Annotated in this window: 26 protein-coding genes and 2 pseudogenes; 8 read left to right on the forward strand and 20 right to left on the reverse strand. The window is 55.9% G+C overall.

Annotated features, from left to right (window positions below):
* Positions 1–22: 22 nt before the first annotated feature.
* Complete coding sequence (rssA, locus tag Mal52_RS25560; protein ID WP_145379441.1) at positions 23–928, forward strand: patatin-like phospholipase RssA; 906 nt, start codon at positions 23–25, stop codon at positions 926–928.
* Positions 906–1007 (forward strand): annotated as a pseudogene (locus Mal52_RS30635) (VIT1/CCC1 transporter family protein); the annotation flags it as partial. The gene rssA and the pseudogene Mal52_RS30635, both read left to right, overlap by 23 nt.
* Positions 1008–1129: 122 nt before the next feature.
* On the opposite strand, the gene Mal52_RS25570 reads toward Mal52_RS30635, so the two are convergent.
* Both Mal52_RS25570 and Mal52_RS25575 read right to left on the reverse strand, forming a co-directional pair.
* Complete coding sequence (locus Mal52_RS25570) at positions 1130–2275, reverse strand: prenyltransferase/squalene oxidase repeat-containing protein (RefSeq protein ID WP_145379443.1); 1146 nt, start codon at positions 2273–2275, stop codon at positions 1130–1132.
* A gap of 180 nt (positions 2276–2455) precedes the next feature.
* Positions 2456–3034, reverse strand: coding sequence for a hypothetical protein (locus Mal52_RS25575; RefSeq protein WP_145379445.1), 579 nt, complete (start codon positions 3032–3034; stop codon positions 2456–2458).
* Positions 3035–3186: 152 nt separating this feature from the next.
* On the opposite strand from Mal52_RS25575, the gene Mal52_RS25580 reads away from it, so the two are divergent.
* Positions 3187–4293: a Gfo/Idh/MocA family protein gene (locus Mal52_RS25580; protein WP_145379448.1), complete on the forward strand. Its 1107-nt coding sequence runs from the start codon at positions 3187–3189 to the stop codon at positions 4291–4293.
* Between the two features lie 7 nt (positions 4294–4300).
* On the opposite strand, the gene Mal52_RS30010 is transcribed toward Mal52_RS25580, so the two are convergent.
* The 3 genes from Mal52_RS30010 to Mal52_RS25590 all read right to left on the reverse strand — a co-directional run bounded on the left by Mal52_RS30010 (position 4301) and on the right by Mal52_RS25590 (position 7395).
* Entirely contained in the window at positions 4301–4477 is a 177-nt protein-coding gene (locus tag Mal52_RS30010) for a hypothetical protein (protein WP_197533477.1), read from the reverse strand.
* Positions 4478–4732: 255 nt separating this feature from the next.
* On the reverse strand, positions 4733–5755 hold the full coding sequence (gene fbaA, locus Mal52_RS25585) for a class II fructose-bisphosphate aldolase (protein ID WP_145379450.1): 1023 nt from the start codon (positions 5753–5755) through the stop codon (positions 4733–4735).
* Between the two features lie 200 nt (positions 5756–5955).
* Positions 5956–7395: a DUF1501 domain-containing protein gene (locus Mal52_RS25590; protein ID WP_145379452.1), complete on the reverse strand. Its 1440-nt coding sequence runs from the start codon at positions 7393–7395 to the stop codon at positions 5956–5958.
* A 184-nt stretch (positions 7396–7579) separates the two neighbouring features.
* On the opposite strand from Mal52_RS25590, the gene Mal52_RS25595 reads away from it, so the two are divergent.
* From Mal52_RS25595 to Mal52_RS25605, 3 genes are all read left to right on the forward strand, one after another.
* Entirely contained in the window at positions 7580–8479 is a 900-nt protein-coding gene (locus Mal52_RS25595; RefSeq protein ID WP_145379453.1) for a hydroxypyruvate isomerase family protein, read from the forward strand.
* A gap of 145 nt (positions 8480–8624) precedes the next feature.
* The gene (locus tag Mal52_RS25600) at positions 8625–10568 is read left to right on the forward strand and encodes a vWA domain-containing protein (RefSeq protein ID WP_145379454.1); all 1944 of its coding nucleotides are present in this window, start codon (positions 8625–8627) and stop codon (positions 10566–10568) included.
* Positions 10569–10688: 120 nt separating this feature from the next.
* Positions 10689–12566, forward strand: a complete 1878-nt coding sequence (locus Mal52_RS25605) for a vWA domain-containing protein (RefSeq protein WP_145379455.1) — start codon at positions 10689–10691, stop codon at positions 12564–12566.
* Between the two features lie 26 nt (positions 12567–12592).
* On the opposite strand, the gene Mal52_RS25610 is transcribed toward Mal52_RS25605, so the two are convergent.
* On the reverse strand, positions 12593–13603 hold the full coding sequence (locus Mal52_RS25610; RefSeq protein ID WP_145379456.1) for a bile acid:sodium symporter family protein: 1011 nt from the start codon (positions 13601–13603) through the stop codon (positions 12593–12595).
* Positions 13604–13938: 335 nt separating this feature from the next.
* Here Mal52_RS25610 and Mal52_RS25615 point away from each other — a divergent pair, with 335 nt between their 5' ends.
* A complete protein-coding gene (locus Mal52_RS25615) occupies positions 13939–14790 on the forward strand; it encodes a DUF1573 domain-containing protein (RefSeq protein ID WP_145379457.1) in 852 nt (283 codons plus the stop codon).
* Between the two features lie 131 nt (positions 14791–14921).
* Here the strand turns inward: Mal52_RS25615 and Mal52_RS25620 are convergent, their stop codons facing one another.
* The 9 genes and pseudogenes from Mal52_RS25620 to secY form a co-directional block, all read right to left on the reverse strand.
* Positions 14922–15941: a cation diffusion facilitator family transporter gene (locus Mal52_RS25620; protein ID WP_231962442.1), complete on the reverse strand. Its 1020-nt coding sequence runs from the start codon at positions 15939–15941 to the stop codon at positions 14922–14924.
* A 311-nt stretch (positions 15942–16252) separates the two neighbouring features.
* Positions 16253–16933, reverse strand: coding sequence for a putative metallopeptidase (locus Mal52_RS25625; RefSeq protein WP_231962443.1), 681 nt, complete (start codon positions 16931–16933; stop codon positions 16253–16255).
* A gap of 82 nt (positions 16934–17015) precedes the next feature.
* Positions 17016–17636, reverse strand: a pseudogene (locus Mal52_RS25630) (bL17 family ribosomal protein); the annotation flags it as partial.
* Between the two features lie 101 nt (positions 17637–17737).
* Complete coding sequence (locus tag Mal52_RS25635; protein WP_145379459.1) at positions 17738–18763, reverse strand: DNA-directed RNA polymerase subunit alpha; 1026 nt, start codon at positions 18761–18763, stop codon at positions 17738–17740.
* A gap of 147 nt (positions 18764–18910) precedes the next feature.
* A complete protein-coding gene (rpsK, locus tag Mal52_RS25640) occupies positions 18911–19291 on the reverse strand; it encodes a 30S ribosomal protein S11 (protein ID WP_145379460.1) in 381 nt (126 codons plus the stop codon).
* Between the two features lie 96 nt (positions 19292–19387).
* On the reverse strand, positions 19388–19768 hold the full coding sequence (gene rpsM, locus Mal52_RS25645; protein WP_145379461.1) for a 30S ribosomal protein S13: 381 nt from the start codon (positions 19766–19768) through the stop codon (positions 19388–19390).
* A gap of 154 nt (positions 19769–19922) precedes the next feature.
* A complete protein-coding gene (rpmJ, locus tag Mal52_RS25650; protein WP_145379462.1) occupies positions 19923–20039 on the reverse strand; it encodes a 50S ribosomal protein L36 in 117 nt (38 codons plus the stop codon).
* A gap of 360 nt (positions 20040–20399) precedes the next feature.
* The gene (map, locus tag Mal52_RS25655; protein ID WP_145379463.1) at positions 20400–21164 is read right to left on the reverse strand and encodes a type I methionyl aminopeptidase; all 765 of its coding nucleotides are present in this window, start codon (positions 21162–21164) and stop codon (positions 20400–20402) included.
* A gap of 200 nt (positions 21165–21364) precedes the next feature.
* Positions 21365–22723, reverse strand: a complete 1359-nt coding sequence (gene secY, locus Mal52_RS25660) for a preprotein translocase subunit SecY (RefSeq protein ID WP_145379464.1) — start codon at positions 22721–22723, stop codon at positions 21365–21367.
* On the opposite strand from secY, the gene Mal52_RS25665 reads away from it, so the two are divergent.
* Positions 22695–22988, forward strand: a complete 294-nt coding sequence (locus tag Mal52_RS25665) for a hypothetical protein (RefSeq protein ID WP_145379465.1) — start codon at positions 22695–22697, stop codon at positions 22986–22988. The genes secY and Mal52_RS25665 overlap by 29 nt on opposite strands.
* On the opposite strand, the gene rplO is transcribed toward Mal52_RS25665, so the two are convergent.
* The 5 genes from rplO to rpsH all read right to left on the reverse strand — a co-directional run bounded on the left by rplO (position 22975) and on the right by rpsH (position 25651).
* Positions 22975–23427, reverse strand: a complete 453-nt coding sequence (rplO, locus tag Mal52_RS25670) for a 50S ribosomal protein L15 (RefSeq protein ID WP_145379466.1) — start codon at positions 23425–23427, stop codon at positions 22975–22977. The genes Mal52_RS25665 and rplO overlap by 14 nt on opposite strands.
* Positions 23428–23530: 103 nt before the next feature.
* A complete protein-coding gene (gene rpsE / locus Mal52_RS25675; protein WP_145379467.1) occupies positions 23531–24010 on the reverse strand; it encodes a 30S ribosomal protein S5 in 480 nt (159 codons plus the stop codon).
* 131 nt (positions 24011–24141) lie between these two features.
* Positions 24142–24510 (reverse strand): 50S ribosomal protein L18, encoded by a 369-nt coding sequence (rplR, locus tag Mal52_RS25680; protein WP_145379468.1) that lies wholly within the window; start codon positions 24508–24510, stop codon positions 24142–24144.
* Positions 24511–24594: 84 nt separating this feature from the next.
* A complete protein-coding gene (gene rplF / locus Mal52_RS25685) occupies positions 24595–25143 on the reverse strand; it encodes a 50S ribosomal protein L6 (RefSeq protein ID WP_145379469.1) in 549 nt (182 codons plus the stop codon).
* A 112-nt stretch (positions 25144–25255) separates the two neighbouring features.
* Positions 25256–25651, reverse strand: a complete 396-nt coding sequence (gene rpsH, locus Mal52_RS25690) for a 30S ribosomal protein S8 (RefSeq protein WP_145379470.1) — start codon at positions 25649–25651, stop codon at positions 25256–25258.
* Positions 25652–25681 lie beyond the last annotated feature (30 nt).

Raw genomic sequence — 25681 nt, forward strand, 5'->3', positions numbered from 1 at the left:
CAAAGCATCTTGGAGTAAGTCCATGACCGTACCCCGCAAACTGCGCGTCGGGCTAGTGTTGGGCGGTGGTTCGGCCCGTGGCTGGGCGCACATCGGCGTGATCCGCGCTTTGGAAGAAGCGGGCATTCGGCCCGATATGGTGTGCGGCACATCCATTGGCGCGCTCGTTGGCGGCGCCTATGTCGCTGGAGAGTTAGACCGCCTGGAAGAGTGGGTGCGGACGCTGACCATGAAGGATGTGATCGCCTTCATGGATTTTACGCTGAGCGGCGGACTGGTTCGCGGCAACCGGCTGATGGACCATTTTCGACAAAACGTCACCGATCGGCAGATCGAAGAATTAGCCACCCCCTTTGCCGCTGTTGCTACGGCGTTGGAAACAGGAGCGGAGATTTGGTTACAAAATGGATCGATGTTTGAGGCGGTTCGGGCCTCGGTCGCAGTGCCGGGATTCTTTGCCCCAGTATTACGCGACGGCATGATCCTGGTCGATGGCGGGCTGGTGAATCCCGTACCCGTCTCCTTGGCCCGCGCGATGGGCGCCGACATTCTGATTGCCGTCGATCTCGGTTCAGACATCCTCGGTCGTCGTCTACGCACTGATGAGTCGTCCAAGGCGTCGGACAACACCATCCGCGATTGGATGCATACGTTGCAGGACAACTTGGGCTTACACGTGCAGCCTCAGCCGAGTTATGAGCCCACGATGCCGTCGATTGTTGATGTCTTGACCACTAGCATCGACATTATGCAGGTGCGCATTGCACGCAGCCGCATGGCAGGGGAGCCGCCCGACCTCATCGTGGCCCCGCATCTGGCTCATTTTCGTCTGCTCGACTTTCAGCTGGCCAACGAAGCCATTGAGGAGGGCCGTCGCGCGGTGGAGCGTGTCGCGCAAAATCTAGCTGAGCTCACCGCGACATCTTGAGAAACACCGCAATGATCGGATTCGTTGGCTGCGGGCGGCTGTGTTGGGTGCCAACGATGGCATTGTCTCCACGGCAAGTCGCCCAGCAATTGATGTCGTACGATGCATGGGGTGCTCACGCGCGCGATGAACTGAGCATCTCCGAAACAATGAGCGCCGGGCCGGTCCAGTTTTCCTGGCAACCAACGATCAAGAACACCATCACCGCTGATAAATTGGTAGTAGCTGATACGGCGGCGTGAGGGCCAGTACAGTCAGGGCCGTCGTGTAGACGTTGCCGAATTGACCGTCGTGCACCGCTTCGCGGTCCCAGGAACCGTCGCGCTGTTGATTGGTGAGTAGCACTTTTTGTAGGTCGGGGTAAAACTGCTCCCAGTATTTTCCGCCGAGCTGAAACATCGCTTGGCTGCAATAGTAGGCGCTGTAGTGGTAACGGTCGTCGCTTTGTCGGCGGCGATTGTAGTGCGTGAAGGGGTGCTTCAAGATCCAGCGCCCGCCGGCCTGCGCCATTTCGGTATGGTGTTCGCCCCCCATGGAGAGAGCCACAATGCCGCCGCCGACGGTGCCGCCGCTGGCGTAATGTTCTTCGTCCAGCGCTAGCCCATAGACAAACTCTCCCCGCTGCGGGATATAACAGCGGCGGACGTAACCCATCGCATCGTCGATGAATTTCGCCGGCACATCGAACTCGGCATTTTTAGCGGAGCGGTAAAACATTAACTGCCAACTGGTGGCGGTCAGGTCAGAATCGTTGGGGCCGTAGGCTCGCACATACCGCCAGCCCCCGTGATCGTCGGGATTGCGTTTGCGGCGGGTTTGTCGCATGCGGGAAAACTCAAGCGCGCGGGGAATCGCTTGCCGGATGCGGTTGCTGAGATCGCCGGTGGTCATGCCATAGACCTCGCCCAACATCAGCCCGGCGATGGCATGATTGTAATTCGGCCGCCCCCCGCTTCCGCCGCCACGAGGATCGACCGAGAGTACGCCGGAAGCATGTTGCGTGGAAAGGACAAATTCGATCGCCCGCTCCAACTGATCCCCATAAGGCCCCATGCCGGGAACATGCCCCCGCGAGAGAAATGCCATGATGCACAAACTGGAAATGCCGGGCTGACCTGACTGCGGCGCCGTGAACGATCCGTCCCGTTGTTGATTGCGGGCAATAAATTCCAGACCGCGATCGACAGCGGTATCGATTTGTTGCCACTGCCCAGCGGAGAGCACCTTGAGGTTGGGCGTGTTGTTCGAATCGGTCTTGGCCTGTTCCTGCGCAATTACCGCTGCTGCCGGAAAAATGCCGACAAAGGCCGCGCAGGCGAAAAGCAGAATTCGAGAAGGTTGCGACATCGAGTGCATAGTCGACCACCATAATAGAGGACGTTCGAGGAGTTGGCGGACAGGGACCGGCCCACTAACCATCATTCGTATTTTGCAGCTGATTCTTAATGTAACACACGCCCCGCAGCAAACCACCCGAAATCCAAAGGCGGCGGATTGGGAAGGCCATCTCTTGAGCACTGAACGGTGCTAAGGCGAAAGCATGACAGTCAAAAAAACGGGACCTTGCGTGTGAATGTCGCGCGGCCTTCCGTCCTGTCCACCTACCGAGATGATCACGGTTCCGTAGCCGTCTGCCGAAACTTTGGCCCAGACTCCGGAGGTGAGCACAGATCCGACCTCGGAATATGCAGAGCTGGTTCCATGCGCGACGAATTGGTGCGTAAGCACGACCTGTCCTTCGTCGTCGGTCTGTCCCTGTTGAGGATTCGCATTCTTTGAGTTCGGACCGAAATCGATTTTGCTGAAGATATCCGGGGGTGTCTCCAAGGGGTGCGATGGACCATCGAAAATTGTCACCTTGGCCGCCGGAATGGGGCGCCGCGTCCCTGCGTCAAGCACAAGGATATGCACATCGAGTTCGTGGGAACCAACCCAATGGACTCGGGTCGTAAGACCAGCTGCGGAAAGAATGGCGAAGAAAATAGCAAGTACGACCAACGCCGCCAAAAAAATCAACCCACACCGTCTGCGGGCGAGGCGGGCGACGTAAGCATCTAATTCTGCGTCGGTTGACTTGTGCATACTCATCTCCGGGAATTCACTCATCAATCCTATCCGCTACCGGTCGCCGAGGCAAAACGAGAATTGTGCTTGCGAAATGAGATTCGTTCGACCCACAATGGTGGTATTACACGAATGATGCGCGGCAGGCGGGAGCCTGCCCTACGAATTAACGTAAAGACAGGGGACCGAATTTCATGGCCGAACAATACCGCGTGGCGATCATTGGCAGTACCGGGCGGGGCAATTATGGGCATGGGCTGGATACGGTGTGGCATGAGATCCCCCAAACCGAAGTGGTTGCCGTTGCGGATGACAACGCCGAAGGTCTGGCCGCTGCTATAAAAAAGACGGGGGCGGCCAAGGGATATGCCGACTACGCGCAGATGCTCAAACAGGAGCAGCCGGATATCGTGGCGATCGGGCCGCGGTGGATTGACCGGCATCACGAAATGGTACTTGCCTGCACCGAGGTCGGCGCCCATATGTATATGGAAAAACCGTTTTGTCGCACGATGGCTGAAGCGGACGAAATGGTCAAAGCCGTTGAAGCAACCCACGTGAAACTAGCGATCGCTCACCAAAGCCGTTACTCGCCGGTGCTGACCGCCATTCAAAAAATGATCGCCGAAGACAAACTCGGCACGCTGCTGGAAATTCGTGCGCGGGGCAAAGAAGACCGTCGCGGCGGAGCGGAGGACCTGTGGGTGTTAGGGACGCACGTGTTGGACCTGATGCGCGCACTGGCCGGCGATGCCCGTTCTTGCAATGCACGGATGACCAACAAGGGACAACCGGTGACCAAAGCGGATGTCACTCCCGGCGGCGAAGGACTCGGCCCGTTGGCCGGTGACGGCCTGTCGGCAACGTATGTGTTCGATAACAATGTGAACGGCTATTTCTCGTCGTATCGCAACCAAGCGGGCAATCCGCGGCGGTTTGGGCTGCAGATCTTTGGCTCCAAAGGGATCGCTGAGTTATTCACCGGATATCTGGTACCAGGCTATTATCTGCCCGATTCGTCTTGGTCGCCGGGACGTAGCGGCGCGCAGTGGGTGCCGATCACTTCCAATGGACCGGGCAAGCCGGAAAGTCTCGACGGGGGCAACTTGCATTCAGGCAACGTCGCAGCGGTTGAGGATTTGATCGCAGCGATCGAAGAAGACCGACTGCCGCTGGGCAACATCTACAATGCCGCCGGCGCGACGGAGATGATACATGCGGTCTTTGAATCGCACCGCCAAAAAGGCCCCGTTGAGTTCCCACTCAAGAACCGCGACCACGCACTGACGATGCTCGACTGATCCCCGCCTAGTACGTCGTGCTAGTAGGCGCGTTGAGCGTGTGCCCGGTCGATTCGTGCCAGACCTGTCGCGTTTCCACGACATTAGCGGTCGTCCCCTTCCAATCAGGCAGGAGCGCCTTGGTCCGTGCAGCGGTACACGCCGGGCAGCAGAGTAACAGCATCGTGAGCAGTAGGTATCGCATGCACGTCTTATCGACATCGCGCAACGGGACACTTGAATGACCGGTTGTGAGATGGTTGCAAGGTGCAAGTCCTGTTACCTAGCGCGAACCACCGCCCCGGGAGGGCGAAGCTCCTGCTGAGCCACATCGGTACGCTGGGCGTAACGGCGAAATCAATCGTAGATAACGGGGCTTGGTCGCGCGCGGCTCGGCGGGAGCCTCCCCCTCCCGGGACGCTAGCATGAGCATCCCGGGGCGCGATTTCGTTATTGGCGACTAGGCGATGGACTTGCCGGTGGAGCGGAGTTCTTCGCAGGCTTGGCCGAGACGTTCGGCGACGCCAGCTTCCCCTTTTTTCAGGTAGCTCCGCGGATCGTAAGCCTTTTTGACTCCGATTTCCCCGTCGATTTTCAACACGCCATCGTAGTTCTTCATGATGTGATCGACGATCGGACGCGTGAAGGCATATTGCGTGTCGGTGTCGATGTTCATCTTCACCACACCGTAGGCCAACGTTTCGCGGATCTCTTCCAGCGGTGTGCCGGAGCCGCCGTGGAACACGAGATCGAATTCGGCTTCTTGGCCATGCTTGGCAATCACGGCGTCCTGGCCTAGCTTCAAAATATCCGGACGCAATTTGACGGCACCCGGTTTGTAGCTGCCGTGCACGTTGCCGAATGTGGCGGCGAACAGAAAACGTCCGTGGCCGTTGAGGGTTTCGTAGACTTCCAGCATGTCTTCGGTTGTGGTGTACAACTTTTCGGCTGGTTGATCGGAGTGATCCACGCCATCTTCTTCACCACCGACGACACCCGCTTCGACTTCGAGGATGATCTCGTTGGCCGCACATAGTTTGAGCAACTCGACTGAGAGTTCCAGATTCTCTTTGAGTGGCAACTCCGAAGCATCCAGCATGTGCGATTGGAACAGGTTGGGCTGACCAGCTTCGCGGCGGCGGGCTGTTTCGGCGATGAGCGGACGCAAGAAACCGTCGACTTTGCCCGGTTGGCAGTGATCAGTATGCAGGCCAACGAAGATGTCATACTCCGCTGCCAAACGATGCGCGGCTTCGGCGAGCACGATGGCGCCTTTGGCAGCGTCGTTGACGCTTAAGCCCGAGGCAAATTGTCCGCCACCGGTGGAGACCTGGATAATGCCGTCCGACTTGTTATCGGCAAACGCCTTCAACGCGGCGTTGATTGTCGTGAGCGAGGTCACGTTGATCGCGGGATACGCATAATCGCCCGCTTGGGCGGCGTCGAGCATACGGCCGTACTGTTCCGGTGTCGCAATGGGCATTGTCTGAAGCCTAGTCACATAAAGTAGAGAAAATTCGCGCCAAATCCAGCCAAACGGCTCTGGGCGCAACGACCGCGCACGACAAGATGGGGCGGTCTGACATCTGTATTACCAGCTTTATCAGTTCGGTTCAAGCGAACGGGTTTTCGCCTGAAATTGGCGCTTCACAACGGCTTTGGCGGTAACTGCGAATAGTCAATTTATGCCACAATATCGGTGATCACATTGCCGCCGTGGGCAATCGCAATTGGCCGGTTCGTGCGGTCGGGAACCATCAAATGCGGGTCGATGCCCAGCAAATGGTAGATTGTGGCAACAATATCGCCCGGCGAAACGGGGTGGCTGGTCGGATAGGCCGCTTGCTTGTCAGTGCTGCCGAAGATCATGCCGCGACGGACTCCACCCCCGGTGAGCAGGCTGAATCCGCACTGCGGCCAATGGTCCCGGCCCGCTTTAGCGTTCACCCGTGGAGAACGCCCCATTTCTCCCATGACGACAACCAGGGTCGAATCCAGCAGCCCGCGTTGTTCGAGGTCTTCAATCAGGGCCGGGTAGACCATGTCGAGTACCGGCAGGTTTTCGTTTTTGAGCATGCCGAAATTGTTTTCATGCATGTCGTAGGAATGCCCATAGCGGCCAAAGATTTCGGCGTGCACGCTGATAAACGGCACCCCTGCTTCGACCAATCGACGCGCGACCAGCAAGCTGGAGCCCATCATGTGTCGACCATATTGATCGCGCAATGCGTCCGGTTCGCGGTCGAGATCAAAGGCATCTCGGACCTTGCTGGTGGAGAGCATGGCCAGCGCGCGTTGCTGGACTTCATCCATACGAGCAATCGCCGGCGACGATTCCGCTTGCGCGAACGCACCGTCCAGTTTTTGCAGCATCGACAAACGGCGGTCAAGACGATCGACACTCATCTCTGGTAAGACATCGAGCGCCGGCAGTGTCGGCGCTCCCATCGGGCGGACCGGATCGTAGTAATTCACACTCGGTTCGCGATCAAATTTCGGATCGCATTCCCCGAACAACGGATCGTAGCGATGCCCCAAGAAACCCCCATACGGTCCCGGGCGGCGGATACCGGGGTACATTGTCCGTTCGCCGAATCCGGGAAAACAGGGCAAGCACACCGCGCCTGGCATTTCCCGTGGCCCCATATTCAGGTACTGGCAGATGGCGCCGATATCGGGTGGGTCGGTCGGTTCCGGGGCGAGTTGATTGTTGGCTCCGCCGGTGAAGCCGGTCATCATGGCCAACGGATTGTGTGCGTTGTAGGTGTGGGTGACCGTCCGCACGATGGTCGCCTGATGCATGTACCGCGCGGTATTGGGCAAATGTTCGCAGATCTGCAAACCCGGCAACGAGGTGTCGATAGGCTGAAACTCGCCGCGGACTTCCACCGGCGCGTGCGGTTTCATGTCGAACATGTCCATCTGACTCGGACCGCCCAGCAAGTTCAGCAAGATCACCGACTTGGCAGAACCACCAACGGGAGCGGCCGGAGAGGGGCTTGCGGCTGCCAAGAGGCGGGGCAACGTCATGCCGCCGAACAGCGAGAGCCCGCCGACGCGCATCAATTCGCGTCGCGTCACACCATCGCAAAGTTGTGTACGGCTGCCGAGAATTCGTAGCATGGTGACCTCCCGCTTAAGAGAATCCAGCGCAGCTGTTGTTCAACGCGTATTTAATGTATCGCTGCCCGCGCGGTCGGTCAACGACATTCTTTTGTCAGTTGACCCTCGTTCAGCCGTGCGTTAGCGTGGAAATTTGAGGAAATAACCACGATCCGCCATTCTGTCCTGTTGGAAAGCCGTCATCATGTCCGTGATTGATCGCCGCGCCTTTTTGGGAACCGCCGCTGCCGCGGGGTTTGTGACCGCCCAGTCGGCCAATGCAACTGAAGAGGTCTCTGCTGAAGAGCTTAGCCAATTGGGTCGCACCCCACACACAAAATTCGCCGTCAACATCGAAATGTGGTGGAAGAAGCTGCCCTTCCTGGAACGGATCAAACAAGCAGCCGCGTTCGGTTATCCCGCGTATGAATTCTGGCCCTGGGAGCGTCAAGACATCGACGCGATGGCCGCGCTGAGTCAAGAATTGGGCATTGAGTGCGCCCAGTTTACTGCCTGGGGATTTAGTCCCGGACTGAACGACCCTAAGAACCATGCCAACTTCGTCAAGAAAATTGAAGAGGGATGCGCAGCGGCGAAAAAGCTCAATTGCAAAAAGATGACCGTCGTCGGCGGCAACGACCAACCCGGCATGACGCAGCAGGAGATGCACGAGAATATCATCACCGGCCTGAAGTTGGCTGCCCCCATCGCCGAAGCCAACGACATCATGCTGATTCTGGAAGCGATGAATATCCGCGTCGATCACAAAGGGCATTGCCTGTACGGCAGCCCGCCATCGATTCATATTTGCAACGAAGTCGGATCGCCGCATGTGAAGATCAATTGGGATCTCTACCACATGCAGATCACCGAAGGGGACTTGTGTGGGCATTTGCGAGAAGGGATGAAAGCGGGACAGATCGGATATCTGCAGTTGGCCGACACCCCCGGTCGCAATGAACCGGGAACCGGCGAGATTCACTACAATCGCGTCCTGAAGGAAGCCTATGACTTAGGTTACCGCGATTTTCTGGGTCTGGAATGCCGCCCCAAAACCACAGAATTAGCTGCTGCACAAGGGGTTGCCGCAGCCGACGTTTGGTAACCCAGGCAACACGCTCTCTGGACCTCTTCTTTGCAACCGCATCGGGGTATGGTAGACTGCAAACAGTTGTTCATCTCTTAAAGAGACCGCGTTTCTCGAAGGGGCAGTCGAGTGACGCAGTTCGTTCGGGTAATTGGAGTTGGCTGTGACGCAAAGCACGCTAAACGTCCGTGCGGCCGATCCCCCAGGGACGGCTTCCGCTACAAAGCGCGGTGCGGCTTATACCCGCTCAAAATGGCGGCTTCCCCGCGGCAAAAGTGCCCGCGCTTGGATCGCCAGTCTCGCGTTTCATCTGGGGCTGATGCTGCTGTTAGGCAGCGTCACTTATGTCGCCACGCAGGAATTCAAAGCGGCCGAAATCGAGAGTACGTTCGATCAACCAGAGCCGCGACGTGAATTCGAAACGGTGATACAGGCCGACGCCATCGGAAATGATTCCGATATGCAGTCTCAAGCCAACTCGGCAGCGATGGCCGCGATGGCCGGACAAAACCCAAAGACGAATCTGGATGAGCAGCTCAAGGAACTTGATGAGGCCGATTTTACCTTACCGGATGTGATCGAAAGTCCCGCCATGGCGGACTTGATTGAGCGGGTCGAAGTCAGTGGTGAATTTTCGGATATCGTCGGCGGTGTCGAGGGAGCTCTGGACCGGTTGGTTGCTGAAATTCGGCAGTCGTTGCAAGAGCGCAAGACACTCGTGGTTTGGTTGTTCGATGCCTCCGGTTCGCTCAAAGAACGACGCACGGCGATTGCCGATCGTTTTGAAAACATCTATTCGCAATTGGGCCAACTCCAAGAACAAGACGACCCGCCGCTGAAGACGGTGGTCGCTTCGTTTGGTGAACGGCACACCTTCATCACCGACAAACCGGTCGACGACATCGGCAAGATGACGGATGCTGTGCGTGACATCGTCATGGATGAGTCGGGAACAGAAAATGTTTACGCCACCGTGCGCGACGCGGCGCAAAAGTATTACAAATATCGCACGCGCGCCGGTTACAATGTGATGATCGTCGTAGTGACCGACGAACGCGGGGACGACGAAGCTCTGCTGGACAGCGTGATCAAATTCAATCGCCGGTATGGCATCCGCACCTACACGATCGGTAACGCCTCCACCTTCGGCCGCGAGTTGGGATATGTCACATGGACTTACCCAGACAATTCCACCAAACAATTTCCCGTGCACCAAGGGCCGGAGACCGCGATGGCGGAGCGGTTGCGGCTCAGTTTTTGGGGAGGATCGAATCGCGACATGGTACTGTCGTCAGGACACGGTCCTTACGGGCTGACGCGGTTGAGCGCGGAAACCGGCGGGTTGTTCCTGATCACCGATGACGTCGTCGGGGGTGCCAAATTTGACAAAGCGGTCATGAGAAACTACCGGCCCGACTACGTCTCTCGCGCCGAATACGAACGCCGCGTGTCGCAAAACAAAGCCAAAATGGCATTGGTCCAAGCAGCCGCCCTGACGAAAAACGAACGTGATGGCGCGATCAACGTCCCCCGAACAGAGTTCCGCGCCGACAGCGACAACATCCTGCGGCAACAGATGACCGAATCTCAAAAACCGATGGCCAAACTGACGTATCAGTTGGATCAGATTTTGAGCATTTTGGAAACCGGCGAAGCAGATCGCGAGAAGATCACTGAGCCGCGCTGGCAGGCTGGCTACGATTTGGCAATTGGCCGCGCGCTGGCCATGAAGGTTCGTAGTTTGGGTTACAACTCCGTGTTGGCCGAAATGAAGGGCCAGCCGCGTAAATTCTCTGACCCCAAGAACGACCAATGGGCGCTCATCCCCTCGGACCAAATCATCTCCGGCGCCCGCGTGAAAAAACTAGCAGGCCGTGCCCGCACGTATCTAACACGCATTATTGACGAACACCCCAATACCCCTTGGAGCTTGTTGGCCGAACGCGAACTTTCACAGCCGCTCGGTTGGCAATGGGTTGAGCGCAGTGTGGGCTATGCCAAAATGGATGAACGCATGCGTCAAGCAGGTGAAAACAAACCGCCGCGCGATGAAGCGGCACTGAAGAAGCGCGAACAGCTTCAACGCGATGGACCGAAAGGGCTGTGATTAAATGCCCGGGTACTAGACCGCCATGTCTCTCACGGAGACAAAGACGGATGCCCGCGCAATGCCCGGCCGTAGGTAGGAATCGTAAATACAGCACTACGAAACGATCGGTATTCCCCCATGCGTCAAAAACGAGAAGCCTCAGCTTTGATCACCTCCCTGGCGGTGCATCTTTTGATTTTGGCTGCACTTTTTATGGTGCAGTATGCGGTGGTTCAACAGATCGAAGAGATCGACATTCAAACGGTGTTCGAAGATCATGAACGCCAGCAGCAAGAGTTCAACCGCCCTCTAGAGGCGGAGACTGAAATCTCCAACTCTGCGGCCGCCATAGCCGGCGGCGTGGTGAGCGACACCATCGGCGGTGTCGATGCCAACCTGACCGCAAAAAAATCGATTGAGGAATCCACCAAGCTTGATACTCCCGATTTCCAGGCGAATCTTGCGCCACCGCTTCCGGGCATTGAGGAGATGGGCGACCAATTGGAGGACGGAGGAGAAGTGAACGGCGAGCCCGGCGCTGCCGTCTCAGGCTATGGCGTGGCAATGAGCCGTATGACAGATGAGCTGCGACGACTGATGCGTGAAGGGAAGGGGCTGCTGGTCGTCTGGCTGTTTGACGAGTCCGAAAGCATGCAGAATGACCAAAAGATGATTCGCGACGAATTCCACAAGATCTATGAAGAGCTGCGGATCGTCGAAGAGCAGGGCAAGCGCGCTGCCAAAAATCAGGACGCGCCAATTCTGACAGCCATGCATAGTTTCGGCAAAGGAATCACAGACCTGACCAAAAAGCCGACCTCCAATGAAATCGTGATCAAAGCGGCGATCGACAAAATCAAAGTGGACGAAAGTGGCGAAGAAAATATGAGCGGCGCCATCTCATACGTCATCGACAAGTATTCGACTATCGCCAATCGTGGCAATCGGCGATTGATCCTCGTCATTGTTTCGGATGAATCGGGAGATGACGGGGAAGCCTTTGACCTCACGCTGGTCAAGGCTAAAAAGGCCCATGCTCCCTGCTACATTCTCGGCCGCGAATCGATCTTCGGGTATCCCTATGCCCGAGTGCGTTGGAAGGATCCCGAATTTGGGCTGACGCATTGGCTGAGGATTCGCCGCGGCCCCGAAACTGCTTATCCCGAATCATTACAATATGATGGTTTGCACGGCCGCTGGGACGCACAATCCGCCGGATTTGGCCCCTATGAGCAGGTCCGGCTGGCCAAGGAGTCGGGTGGAATCTTTTTCATTCTTCCCAGCGAAGAGGAAAATCTGGTTACGACCCAACATGGCGAGGAGCGAAAATTCCGTTTTGAGGCAATCAGAGAATATGCACCAGACCTGGAACCCAGGAAACAGTACGAAGCCGAGCGGGACAGCAGCGAGTTTCGTCGCACAATCTGGGATATGGTGGTCAAACTCAATCCACACCGCGACAAAGATTTGAACATTAAAGAGATTTGGTACAGCAACGACCACGAGGAATTCCGTAAGCAAGCCAATATTTATTTCGGCCGCGCGCTCCGCGCTATGGGTATGCTCAACGAAGCGATCAAAACTCTGGATAGCATCGAACACTTGCGTGAAAAGGAAAGCTCACCTCGCTGGCGGGCTAATTACGATCTGGCTGCAGCGCAGGTCCTGGCCTATCGCGTGCGGTTATTTCAATACATGCTCGCGATGGACAAACATGCCAAGGAAGCCCCCGAACCGAAGAATCCCAAGAACAACCGCTGGAACCTTCGCCGCACCAAGAAAATGCTGCCCCCGGATGAAGAACAGGTCAAAAAAACAAAAGTCGACATGAACGAACTCAACGAACAGTTGGCGATGGCCCAAGACCGCTTTCGGCACGTCATCCATGAACATGCCGGCACCCCCTGGGCCTACCGGGCCAAATACGAAATGGACCAAGGCTTCGGCATGGAGTTTTTTGAAACGTTCCGCGACCCGCGTTACGATGAACTCACCGTTGAATTGCCAAAACAATAAACGGCCCTGCGGTCATTTCTCCGCCCTCATTTCTCCGCGGCAGTCGCAGATTCGGCCGGGGCCGCGTCGGCCTCCGCGGCCCAACGGTCGGCAACCGCCGTGTCGACAAACAATTGCGATGCGTGATACATCAGCATCGGAAACACGGCAAACGGGAATGCCCCGAACATCGCCGGGTCGGTCGCAATGTAGACGCCAATCGGTAACGTCTTTTGGCTACCCGCAATCGCCACCGCCTTGCCATCCGCAGCCGTAAAGCCCAACTTCCCGGAGAAAAACCGGCCCGCAAACAGCACGGTTGTGTGAATCCCAACGCAGCTGGCCCAGACCACAGCCACGGCCAACAGGCTCATCTGAGCGTTGGTTACGGCTAAATTCCGGCCCGATTTCAGCGCCGCAAACAGCACGAGCACTAACACCAACGACTGGGCAACAACGCCCAGCACTGTCTTCGCGCGGGTGGCAAAGCCTGCGACAACTCCCCATTGGCGAAGCAGTTGTCCAGCAGAGCAGGGGATCAGCACCGTTTCGACCAACCGGCGGACCATTTCCCAGGCATCCAAATGGGCAGCACCGGTGGGGATCGCCGTATTGAGCCACAGCGGCGTGACGATAAAGCAGATGGCATTGGTCGACATCGTGACCAACAACGACACGGCGTCGTTTCCCCGAGCCTTGCGTGTCCAGACCGAAGCGGCCGCCATCGTACAGGGGACGCTCCCGGCAATCATCAGACCAAAACGAAAGTCCTCAGAGAGTTGTATCGACATCAGCGCCCAGGCCGCGGCCGGTACGACGAGGTAATTCAGCCCCACAGCCAACAGCACCGGAGCAGGCGCGCGAAACGATGCACGCAGCTGCCGACTGTCGAGCGTGATTGACATCAAAAACAACACAAACCCGGTCAGCCACCGCGGATGCACAAATTCGGTGATACTCTCAATCCCCTGCGGACGCTGCCAGCCGTTCAGAATCCCACCGGTGATCGTCACCGCCAGCCCGATCAGGAACCATTTTTTGAGGAAGAATTGTTTCATGGGGGGGATGTAATCAGAGTGGTCAGTGGCCGGTGGTCAGTGGTCAGAAGAAAGACGAAGTTATGCCGCCGGTCCCCTGTCTGCCTAATACTTCCCAAGCAGCGTAGGCAATCTGAGCGTTCGTCGCTACTCTCGCCGGCTTGGTTTCTTATTCTGGGAAATTGCCTTGTCCGCACTCCCCAACGGCAGAGAACGAGAACTCCTGCTATCTCAGCACAACCATTTGAGATAACCGGCCCGCACCCGGCTCACCTTGCTGCTCTTGGGCGATTGTGATAAAAGCCCGCCCTTCCTCTCTCGACTCATTGTAATATTCAGCGGCATGGAGGCTGCGCATGACGGTACGCTATTCTCGCGCGAAAATGAAACTGGCATTGGCCACGGCTTTGATTCCGCTCGTCTGTTCAATCGCCGCCCATGCCTCCGCACCTTTGGCGAGACCGTTCGCGGTCAATCCCTCCCCGGCGTCGCTGGCATTTACGCAATATCTGGTCGACAAAGGACTGGTCGATCCCACAGCCGAGGAAAATGCAAGATACGGATTCGTGAATCGCGGGAATACGCCCGTGATCATGACCAAAATCTCTGTCAGCTGCGGTTGTTTGAAACCGGAAGTGATCGTCGGCGATCAGCGATTTCGCCCCAATGATCAAGACGAACTACTGCTCCCGATTCCCCCCGGCGAACAAGGCATGATCCTGCTCCGCGTGCAGATGGCCAATCAAGAACCGGGCGCCCATGAGTACACACTCACCGTCGAAACCCGCCCCGCGCGTTCCAAGGAATCACAAAGCACGGACCTGGCCTTTCAACTCCGCGTCCCGGACCGCGGTGTGACCGTCAGGCCCGCCAGTATGGTTTTATATCACAATGGCGGCCGAATTGAGGAACAATCGATTACCGTAACCGACATGCGCCCCGATCACTTTCGGGTCGAGGGAGTCAGCTGTGACTCCGATCTTGTCCAATTACGCATCGAAGATGCTGTCGCCGATGAAAACGGCTTCCGCCGGATTCCCATCAAACTGGCAGTCAGCGATCACGTCCCGCCAGGTAAAAATGTCACGGTGGTACGAATCTTCACCGACGATCCAGAATATCCCGAGCTACGCGTGCCGCTGTGGATTTATGGGCCCAAGCAACCGAACGCACAGATCTCCACCGGCGAGGCACCGGCGAAGCACTAGTCTTTACAATTGGTTTCAAAAACCCCCTGACGCGTTACGTGAACTCTTAGATTTCAGTATCTAAAGCAAACGTAACCGGGTTTCGAAACTGGTTCTAGCGAGACACGGCCGACCGCACGCGGCTGCCATGTTTAGTGGTCGCCGTCGAAATAGGGTTCGACGTGGACAACCACATCGCGGACGGCGGGCCAGTCGGTTTGGATTTGAGCACGGACGTGTTGCGTGATAACGTGCGCCTCACTAACGGTTTGCAGCGGATCGACTTCGATATCAATATCGACATGCGCATCCGGACCGGCACACTGCATCCGCACTTTTTCGACGTCCAACACTCCTTCGACTTTTTCCGCCGACGCCCGCACCCGCTGAAACCATTCTGAGTCGGGGACGCGGTCGAGCAGTTGATGTACGTTTTGCCAGACAGCGGTCGCTCCCAAGCCCAGCATGATCGCCGCCAGGAGCATGGCTCCAATATGGTCGACCAAATTGCTGAATTGCGGAATCGCACTGGCCACCAGCAATCCAATGGCAGCCAATAAACTGGTGATTCCATCGACGCGGTAATGGTACGCCTCGGAGATGAGTGCGGTACTGTGCTCGCGACGACCGATCCGCAATATCATGCGGCAAATCAATTCGAAGATCACGGCGGCCGCCAATGGAATCGCAGCCACCCAGACATTCACATTGCCCGCAGGGGCTTCGGTGAAGACGGCAAAGAACTGCTGTCCGATCACTCCGCCCCCCAGCATGCAAATCAGAATCCCCATCTGCATTCCGGCCAGCGGTTCAAAGCGACCGTGCCCGAAGGGATGGTCCTCATCGGGAGGTCGCTCGGCAATTTTGATAGCAATAATGATGGCGACACTCGCCACCACATCCGCCAGCGATGCGACCGCATCAACCAGCAAGACCGAATAGCCCCACACCCAAACCCCGGCCAATTCAATACCGATGATCAACAACCGGACGACCACGCCAATCGTGGAAACTCCCACCAGACGTGATGTACGGGTCGCCCGCGCAAGGTCCACGGTTTCAGGCAGCCCCACCGGATCCGGGAATTCGCGATGCGGATCGACATTGTTATTGATTTTAATTGTTTGCACTGGCAAAAAATGGTTGTGATAGAAAAAACAATTTCGGGACAAGCCGAGCACCTCCAAGAACCCAACCGCTTGCCACAATGAAGTATGTCAAACCGCCCGCCCCTTTGGCAACAATGATCAATAGTTTCGATCCGCCGAAATCACGTTCTACGAGAGGCCAAAACGTGCGTCGCAATCAGAACATTTGCCGCGGATTGGTAGGAACCAAGGGCTAAGGCTTGGGTGGAGAAGGGGAGGGGAGTTCGGTAGTGGAGTTGCTACGCTGGCAGCGGTGATGGAGGTGATCAGAAGATGTTCATCTTCCTAATTGACCAACGTTGGAGTTCACTCCGTGCAACTTATCAATCCCCGCTTCACGCCGATTCCTGCAACGGAATCAACTTGGGCACCGGCAGGCGGATGCCGACGACTCCGCCGTGTTGTTTGGCGAGTTTGCGAAAGTTGGTTTTCAGGAACTGGTGCTGCGCGGCGGGCGGCTTTTGCTTTAAGTATTGATCCACCAAGCGGGCGCACATCGCGTCGTATTCTTTTTGGCTGTGCGAATGCACGTGGTACCGACCGGAATGTCGGCGGATGTCTCCGTCGAAGTGGGGGCTGATGTGGTGCAATTCGTGGACGATCGTGATCATCTTCTCACGAAAGTCGTGATCCAAAAACCGCGGCAGGTAGAACGTGAGTATATAGAGATACTCATTTTCGCCGCTGTGATCGTACAGTCGCTGGACGGTCCATTCCCGGCCATAGCGGGAGGTCGTCAGCGATCCCCCTTCGAAGCGCATGGGGGTCAGTTTGGCCTGCAGTCCATAAGGGACGCGGCGGCGGGCTTGCGCGAAGGTGACGGCCACTTGGTCCATCCGCACATGCGAGAATTCATCAAGCCTGCCAACGATGTCGCGGCAGAGTTGTTCCATTGCCCAGCTAAAGTCAAAACCGCGGTTGGCCATATTCGTTGAGAATCCTTTCTCAACTGGGCGGGGGCGACGCGGCAGGATGATCTGCGCGTCGCGTTGATTATTCTTCAGCCTTTTTGTCATCGTCCGCCGGTTCCTCACCAGCGACTTCTGCTGTTTCCGCCTCAGTCTCGGAAGTTTCGCTTCCGGCGGCCGATTCGTCAACTGCGGTTTCGCTTTCCGTCTCGGCGTTCTCTTCCGTGCCGGCTTCGGTTTCGTCGTCCTCAACGACCATGGGGGCCGCGGCTTGTTTGCTCGCGACGCGGTCACGCTCGCCAACGAATTCGATCAATGCCTGCTCACCGGCATCGCCAAGACGGACATCGGCCAAGCGAACCACACGGGTGTATCCCCCGGGGCGATCTTCAAACCGTTCGGCCAATTCGGCGAACAAAACATCGACAGCCGTTTTGTCACGCAACAGGGCGAACGCACGACGGCGATAATTGACGGCCGGGGCAATCGCCTGATTCCACTTGTTCCATTGCTCCGAATTCCGCCAACTCTTCCACTCTTCTGTGTTGCGATCGGCGGAGGTGCTGAACTCGGCAGCTCGTTCAGTATGGGCCAATGACTTGCGAGCCATGGTGACCAATTTTTCCACGTAGGGGCGGAGTTCCTTGGCCTTGGCCACGGTTGTCACAATCCGTCCGGGAACCTTGGGGGCCTGCGGATCATCTTCATCCACGCGGACAGAGCAGATCAGGCTGGTGGCCATGTTGCGAAACATCGCGCGGCGGTGTGATGCATTGCGGCCGAGCTTGCGGCCTTTCATTCGGTGACGCATGGGACTCTCTTCAGTCTTCGATCAGTATTACAGTTGCGCGAAACCGGCGATGACTCGACAGTGGAAATCCAAACCGTTTCGGTGTTTATACAAAGTCCGTGTTACATACCAGCGGGCATGCCGGGTGCGCCTTGCGGCACACGCATCCCCAATCGCAAGTTGATGGCATCCAGCCGTTCGCGAACTTCGGTCAAAGTGGTTTCGCCGAAATTGCGGACTTGCAACAATTGGTCTTCCGTTCGAGACACCAAATCCCGCACGGTATTGATTCCTTCGGATTCCAGACAGTTGGTTGCACGAACTGAGAGGTTCAATTCGGCCAACGACTGGTTCAGCTTTTCTTCCAGTTCCGTATCGACGGGAGCGTAACCGGTCGCTTCCATCATTTGTTTCAAACTGGCGTCCGGCGGCAACTCGGGACCCGGTTCGCGATAGGTCACAAACGGGTTGAGGTGCTTGCGGAGAATCTTGGCCGCTTCGACCAACGCCATTTCCGGCGTGACCGTACCATCGGTCCAGATCTCTAAAATCAGTTTGTCGTAGTTGGTCTTTTGACCAACGCGTGTGTCTTCGATTTTGTAACGTACCCGCACAACCGGCGAATACAGAGCATCGAGCGGAATGACACCGACTTCGGTTTCCATCTCGTACTGTTCGCTGGCTGAAACGTATCCGCGACCGGTTTGTGCCGTCAGTTCCATCACAAACGGAACGTCGTCGGTCATGGTGGCGATCACCATATCCTTACTGATGACTTCAACCGTATCATCGGTAATGATATCAGCACCGGTCACCACACCACGTTCGTGACGCTCGATGCGGAGTGTTTTTGTATCACCGGAGTGATTCTTGAGGACGAGCGACTTGAGGTTCAACACCACGTCGGTCACATCCTCGACAACACCGGGGATCGTGGTGAACTCGTGCTGCACACCTTGGATTTTGACTTTCGTCAAGGCAGCGCCTTCGAGGCTGGATAGCAAAATCCGCCGCAGGCTGTTGCCAATCGTAACACCGAAACCACGCTCAAATGGTTCGGCGACAAATTTGCCGTAAGTCGGGCTGGCCACGTCCAATTCGGGACAGACCTTGCTCGGAAGCTCCAAACCACGCCAACGAATTCGCATCTGGTTCTCTCCAACAAACATGATGACAAGGCGAAACTCCGCCTCGGTCATAAACTCTCAATGTGATATCGCTGCCTGCCGTTTCAACCGTGACCCAATGGCTGAATCACAAACAGGGACGCGATGGACTCCGCTCGCCCAAACGCATCAAACGCGGCGGCGTTTGGGGGGACGACAGCCGTTGTGAGGCAAAGGGGTCACGTCTTCAATGGCTTTGATCGTCAATCCGGACGACTGCAAACCAGTGATCGCGCTTTCCCGGCCCGACCCGGGACCTTTCACGCGGACTTCGATTTCCTTCACGCCAAACTTGGCGGCACGCTCGGCACAGGTTTCCGCTGCCCGCTGCGCTGCAAAGGGGGTGCTTTTACGACTCCCTTTGAAACCGCTCGTGCCTGCGGTTGCCCAGCAAAGCACGTCGCCGTTGACGTCGGTTACGGTCACCGTGGTATTATTGAAAGTCGCCTTAATGTGTGCGACAGCGCGCGTGACGTTGCGTCGCACCTTGCGTCGTTTCGACTTGGCCACTGCGGACTCTCCTTCGGAATGTTTTCCGTAAATGTATGTAGGGGGGTGCTGTTTGTAAAAAATTGCAGGACGGCGAGTTCGCCGACAGCAGACCGGTTATCTGTCTTTGACACCCTTTTTGCCGGCGACCGTTTTGCGGACACCTTTGCGCGTCCGGGCATTGGTCTTGGTCCGCTGGCCCCGTGCCGGCAAACCGCGACGATGCCGCAAGCCGCGATAACAACCGATATCCCGCAAACGGGCGATATCCTGCTGCACCTTGCGTCGCAACTGACCTTCGGTCAAATAGTCTTTTTCAAGCAGATGCGCGATCCGCGTGATGTCATCTTCGGTCAGATCCTTGGCCTTCGCGTGTAGATCCAAACCCAGCGTGTAACAAATATTGATCGCCGAAGCTCGCCCGACCCCGTACAAGTAGGTCAACGAGATATACACCGGCTTGTCGTTGGGAATGTCGACGCCCTGAATACGAGGCATAAAACAACAGCTCCATTGTGCGAATTGGTTACGCACACCTAATAAAAATGTTTAGTTCGGCACGGCGACGATACGGAAACCATCGACCCTCAAGTCGATGCTGGCCCACGCGAGTCCACCAGCGGTGGCGACTACGCGGATCGTCACGATGGCGTTAACCCTGCCGCTGTTTGTGCCGCGGGTTGGATGAACAAATCACGTAGATCTTGCCTTTACGGCGGACGATCTTACAATTTTCACAAATGCGTTTAACGCTGGCTCGGACTTTCATGACGCCAACCGAATCTCCTGTAATTCAACGATGTTTCGCTGACCGCGAAACAAAAAAACGGCAAGATACACACCAACCAAGGATCGAAACCCCCGTCCCATGGTCAACACGGTCAGCGACTCCGTCAGCCTGCCGAGGAGGGATGTTGCTTGATTTCTTTAGATTGACCCGGATTATAAGCACGCCCTCAGGGGGCAAACAAGTAATACGACACACTTTTCAACGATTTTGGAGCTTCCCGACCACACGAGCGCGGAAATTTCCCCAACCAATCGCCGCTTTGCCTATTTTTCCACCGCTGTGGTGAAAAATCGCCACTCAATTTCACGGCCTGCGACAAACGCAACTCCCCCGGTGGGATTAGAGTGCCGTTAAAATCTGGACACCCTCGGCCGTGAAAGCCAATGTATGTTCATAGTGCACGCTTGGGCGACCGTCGGCTGTGACGATTGTCCAGTGGTCATCCAGCAGGCAGACATCCGCGGTCCCTGCATTGAGCATCGGCTCGACAGCAAGCACCATTCCGGGCACCAGTTCAAAATCATACTCTTCTAATTCGGGAGTCACGAAATTGGGAACCTGCGGATCTTCATGCATTTCCCGACCAATTCCGTGCCCCACGAGCTCTTCGACAACCGAAAACCCCGCATCCTTCACAGTCGTCTCCATCACTTCGGCAACCCCCGCCCAAGTCTTTTGACGCTGCATCTCGTGAATGGCGGTTGTCAGTGTCAACTGACCCGCCGCCATCAATTCTTGCTTCTCTTCGTCGACGCGGCCTACCGCATAGGTCCAAGCGGCATCTCCGCACCATCCGTCCAAGCGACAACCGGTGTCGACGCTTACTAAATCGCCTTCTTCGAGCAGACGGTCCGATGGAATTCCATGAACGATTTCGTCGTTGACCGAAATACACGTTGCCGCTGGAAAGGGAACGACTCCAGGAACTCCTTTGAACAACGGTGTGGCATTGTGTTTTGCAAACACGCGTACCACAGCGTCGTCAATTTGCCTGGTACTCACCCCGGGCGCTATAATTTTTCCAACCGCTCGATGCGCCTGAGCCACAACACGGCCGGCTTCACGCATCTTTTCAATCTCAGCTGGACTCTTCAAAACGATCACAGGTTGGCCAACTCATTCGGTTCGCGCTGATCCGTATGAAATGGAAAAAGGGAAAGCACCCCGCAACCAGGCATAGACCTAACCAACGCTCGTTCTGGTCTGTGCACAATATCGTGACTGGAAATAGTACCTCGCCCCGACGCCAATCCATTCGGTGTGATGCTCACTCACCGCAGCCCGGTCCTCCCCACATGGGAACGTTAGGACGCGGCGCGAGAATCATCGGAATCCAACAAGCCTGAGTAATTCCGCATCACAAGGTGGCTGTCAATTTTTTGTACTAAGTCCAAAGCAACAGAAACGACAATCAACAATCCGGTGCCACCGAAGAAACTAGCCACCATAAAGTCGATCCCCATAACCGAAGCAATGACTGTCGGAATCACGGCCACGACCGCCAAGAAAGCAGCCCCGACATAAGTGATCCGTACCATCACGCGTTCCAAATACTCGGCGGTCCGTTTCCCTGGACGGTATCCAGGAATAAAGCTGCCGTAATCTTTGAGGTTGTTCGCCATATCCTTAGGATTGAACGTGATGGCTGTCCAGAAATAACAGAAGAAGTAAATCAAGCCGACATAGCTAAGGTTGTACAAGAACCCGCGTCCCGTTCCGCTGAACGCTGCCGCTAGATCGGACCAGATCACCGAATCGAACCATTTGGCCAATTGGCCGAAACCAATCATGGGGATCATCAACAAACTCGAGGCGAAGATGATCGGCATCACGCCCGCTTGGTTCACCCGCAAGGGCAAGAATTGACGTTGCCCACCGTAAACGCGACGGCCGCGGACGTGTTTGGCGCTTTGCGTGGGGATCTTGCGCTGGCCTTGCGTCATAAAGACCACCGACCCCACAACCACGACAAACAACACCGCCAAGACTAGTAGTTTTTCAATCCCGGAATCAGATCCGAGGGCAATTCCATTTTCCATGGCCGGACGCAACAACTGGATCGCTGCATCAGGCATACGGGCTAAGATTCCCGCCATAATCAACAAACTGATCCCGTTACCGATCCCATATTCGTCGATTTGCTCGCCGATCCACATCAGGAAGATCGTGCCGGCCGTCATGGTGATGGTGGCCACCATATGGCCAAAGAAACCATTATATTCAGGAATAATGGTTCCCCAGCCGGAGATTGTTTTCACCCAAAAATAGCTTTGGATTAAACAAAGTACGACTGTCGCATATCGTGTATATTCATTGATCTTCTTGCGTCCCGATTCCCCTTCCTTTTGCAGTTTCTCCAAAGGCGGATAAACACTGCCCATCAATTGGAAGATAATCGAGGCGGAGATATAGGGCATGATTCCCAGACCGAAGATCGTGCTCATGCCGATGTTCGAAGCGGAAAACAGTTGAACGATTTGCAGCGCTTGTCCGATCCCACCGCCGCTGGCCAGATTTTCCATCTTATCGGCCAGGGCTTGTTGATCGACAATCGGCAACGGTACCCAAAACCCCATACGGTATACCGCAAGCAGTGTCGCAGTCAGAACGATCTTCCGACGCAACTCCGGGATTTTGAAGACGGTAATCAGTTTTTCAAACATCGTTTCCGATTCCTCTCCGAGGAATGATTATGCCAAACTTCGCCGCAGTTTGTGTTGTCAAGGTGCCGGCCGTCAAGGGGTGCCAGAAATTGGCGGCACCCACATTACAAAAAACACCAACGGCGGCGAACATCAACAGCGGGCCAACGGCTCGTCGGCCCGGTCGACGCAAATTCCGGCGTCGGTGAACTTTATTATCAATATTCCTCAGAGGGAAGCCCAGATCGCCATGGCGGCGCGGCTGCCCTCAATTATGCGTAGATAATTTCAATGCTGCCGCCGGCTGCGGTAATCTTCTCTTCAGCCGATTTCGAGCATCGATGGACACGAACGGTGAACTTTTTGGTGATGTCGCCATCCCCCAGAACTTTGATCACATCAAAGCGGCCCTTGGCCAGATTCGCTTCGGCCAGCGCGGCTGCATCGATGGTCGCACCGCTATCGAAGCGCTGCTCGAGGTCACTGACGTTGACGATCGCCACTTTCGTTGCGAAGCGTTTGTTGTTGAATCCCCGTTTGGCAATCCGCCGCGCCAAAGGAGTCTGTCCCCCTTCGAACGAAATGCGTCGGGACGAACCAGCACGACTTCCATAGCCATTGTGACCGCGAGCTGCGGTTTTTCCGTTGCCCGAACCGGGACCACGACCAATGCGCTTCCGCTTTTTGTTCTTTTTTATACCGCGATGGACGTCATCAATAATCATGAGGACACTTCGTTCCGAAGATTCGTAAAGTTATAAGTAGGTGTTTGGTAACAACAACAGCAATGCCCTGTCGCGATCTGCCTGTACCGAACTGCCGGTACGATTAGACGTTCACGCCTCTCAGGCGGGCGACATCTTCTCGCGTTCGTAGTTGTTCCAAACCGTTGATTGTCGCTTTCACCAAATTCATGGGATTGTTGGAACCCCGGCTTTTGGTGAGAATGTCATGAATCCCGGCGGCTTCGACAACGGCACGCACGCTGGCACCGGCAATGACGCCCGTTCCCGGTCGTGCCGGCATGAGCAACACACGGGCCGCTCCGTATCGACCAACCACCGAATGCGGAATCGTCGTTCCAGTCACGTTCACTCGCGAAGAGTGACGATGACAGTTCTTGTTGGCTTTATCGACGGCAAGCGGAACTTCCGTCGCCTTGCCATAACCATAGGAGACGCCGCCCTTACCGTCGCCATTGACAACCAGCGCGGTAAAGCTGAAGCGACGGCCACCTTTGACTACGCACGAGCACCGGCGGATTTGCACGACTTTTTCTTTGCCATCTGATCGGTTGTCTGTCGACACGGCGAATTACTCCAAAGCCTTAACGTGATTTAAAAACTCGTTTCCACACTCGATTGTCGCCAGCCTCACAGCGGCGAGTTTGCCATCGGGTCTGGAAATGGCATGTCTGAACTATTTAAAAACCGGGTCGATTAAAAATCCAACCCACCTTGACGAGCCGCGTCAGCCAAAGCGGCGACACGACCATGGTATTTGTACAATCCGCGATCAAAGGCGACCTGGGTGATCCCAGCTTCGAGAGCCTTTTTAGCTAACGCTTCACCGACTTTCGTAGCCGATGCGACGTTCCCGCCGTTTTCACCATCAGCACAAATCCCTGCTTCACGCGTACTCGCGGAAACCAACGAACGTCCTGCGACGTCATCGATGATCTGGGCGTAAATGTGCTTATTGCTGCGGTGGACCGAAACCCGCGGTCGCGATGTGGTCGCACGAATTTTATTGCGAACGCGAAAGCGACGACGGCTACGCTGTTTATTAACTTGGGCTATGTATTTCATCGAACTGCTAACTTTCCTACCGATCGGCCGTTGATTTCACGGACCAGAACCATCGCAAACCTTTTAAAGACAAACAGCACCGTATCAGCCACTGGCCAACGCCTTACCGGCTTTCCGACGAACCTGTTCGTTCTGGTACCGGATTCCCTTGCCTTTGTAGGGCTCGGGCGGACGGACGCGGCGAATTTCGGCAGCGAACTGTCCCACCGCTTGCTTGTCAGCACTCTTCAGGGCGATCTGGATATTACTAGGCAATGAGCAGTCGACATTTGCGGGAATCGGCAATTCGACAACGTTCGCAAAGCCAACCTGCAAGCAGAGCTTCGTGCCATCGATTGTGGCTTGGTAGCCAACGCCGACAATGTCCAATTTCTTTTCGAAATAGGTGGTAACGCCGGTCACCATATTATTCAACAAGCTACGGGTCAGCCCGTGGAACTTGCGGTTCTCTCGCAAATCCGTGGGGTTTTCCACCACGAGTTGCTTGGGGTCACTATCCAGCTTCACCGAAATGGAGGGATGGTGATCCAACGTCAATTCGCCGTTGGGGCCTTTCACCGTGATGACGGTGCCATCGATCGATACTTCAACAGCATCGGGGACCGCAATCGGTTTTTTCCCGATTCTCGACATGATACTTTGCCTTCTACTTTTTTACCGAAACCAGCCTTATCGGCTTGGATCCGTCAACTGTTTTTACTTGCGTCTGACAAGAACGAAAATGCCGCAGCAGCGGAGATACCCGCTACCAAATACTGCACAGCACTTCGCCACCGACCAACTGTTCTTTGGCTTCGCGGTTGCTCAACAAACCCTTGTTCGTTGAGACGACACTGATGCCCATGCCTTGCAGGATTTCCGGCAAGTCGTTGACACCCAGATAGACCCGACGTCCCGGCTTGCTGACGCGATCGATTTTTTGAATCACACGCTCACCGTTAGGACCGTACTTCAGATGGATCCGCATTGCACTGCAAGGCTGCTGTTCGATTATTTCGTAATCCCAAATGTAGCCTTCGCGTTGCAACACATCGGCAATTCCCCGTTTCTCCTTCGAAAGGGGTACGTCGACGAATGCGCGCTCAATCGAGACCGCATTACGGATTCGCGTGAGCATGTCGGCAATCGGATCTGTCATCATAATGGAGTACACCTCAAGGAGCATTGCTCC

Origin of the sequence: Symmachiella dynata (assembly GCF_007747995.1) — a bacterium.
Classification (GTDB): domain Bacteria; phylum Planctomycetota; class Planctomycetia; order Planctomycetales; family Planctomycetaceae; genus Symmachiella; species Symmachiella dynata.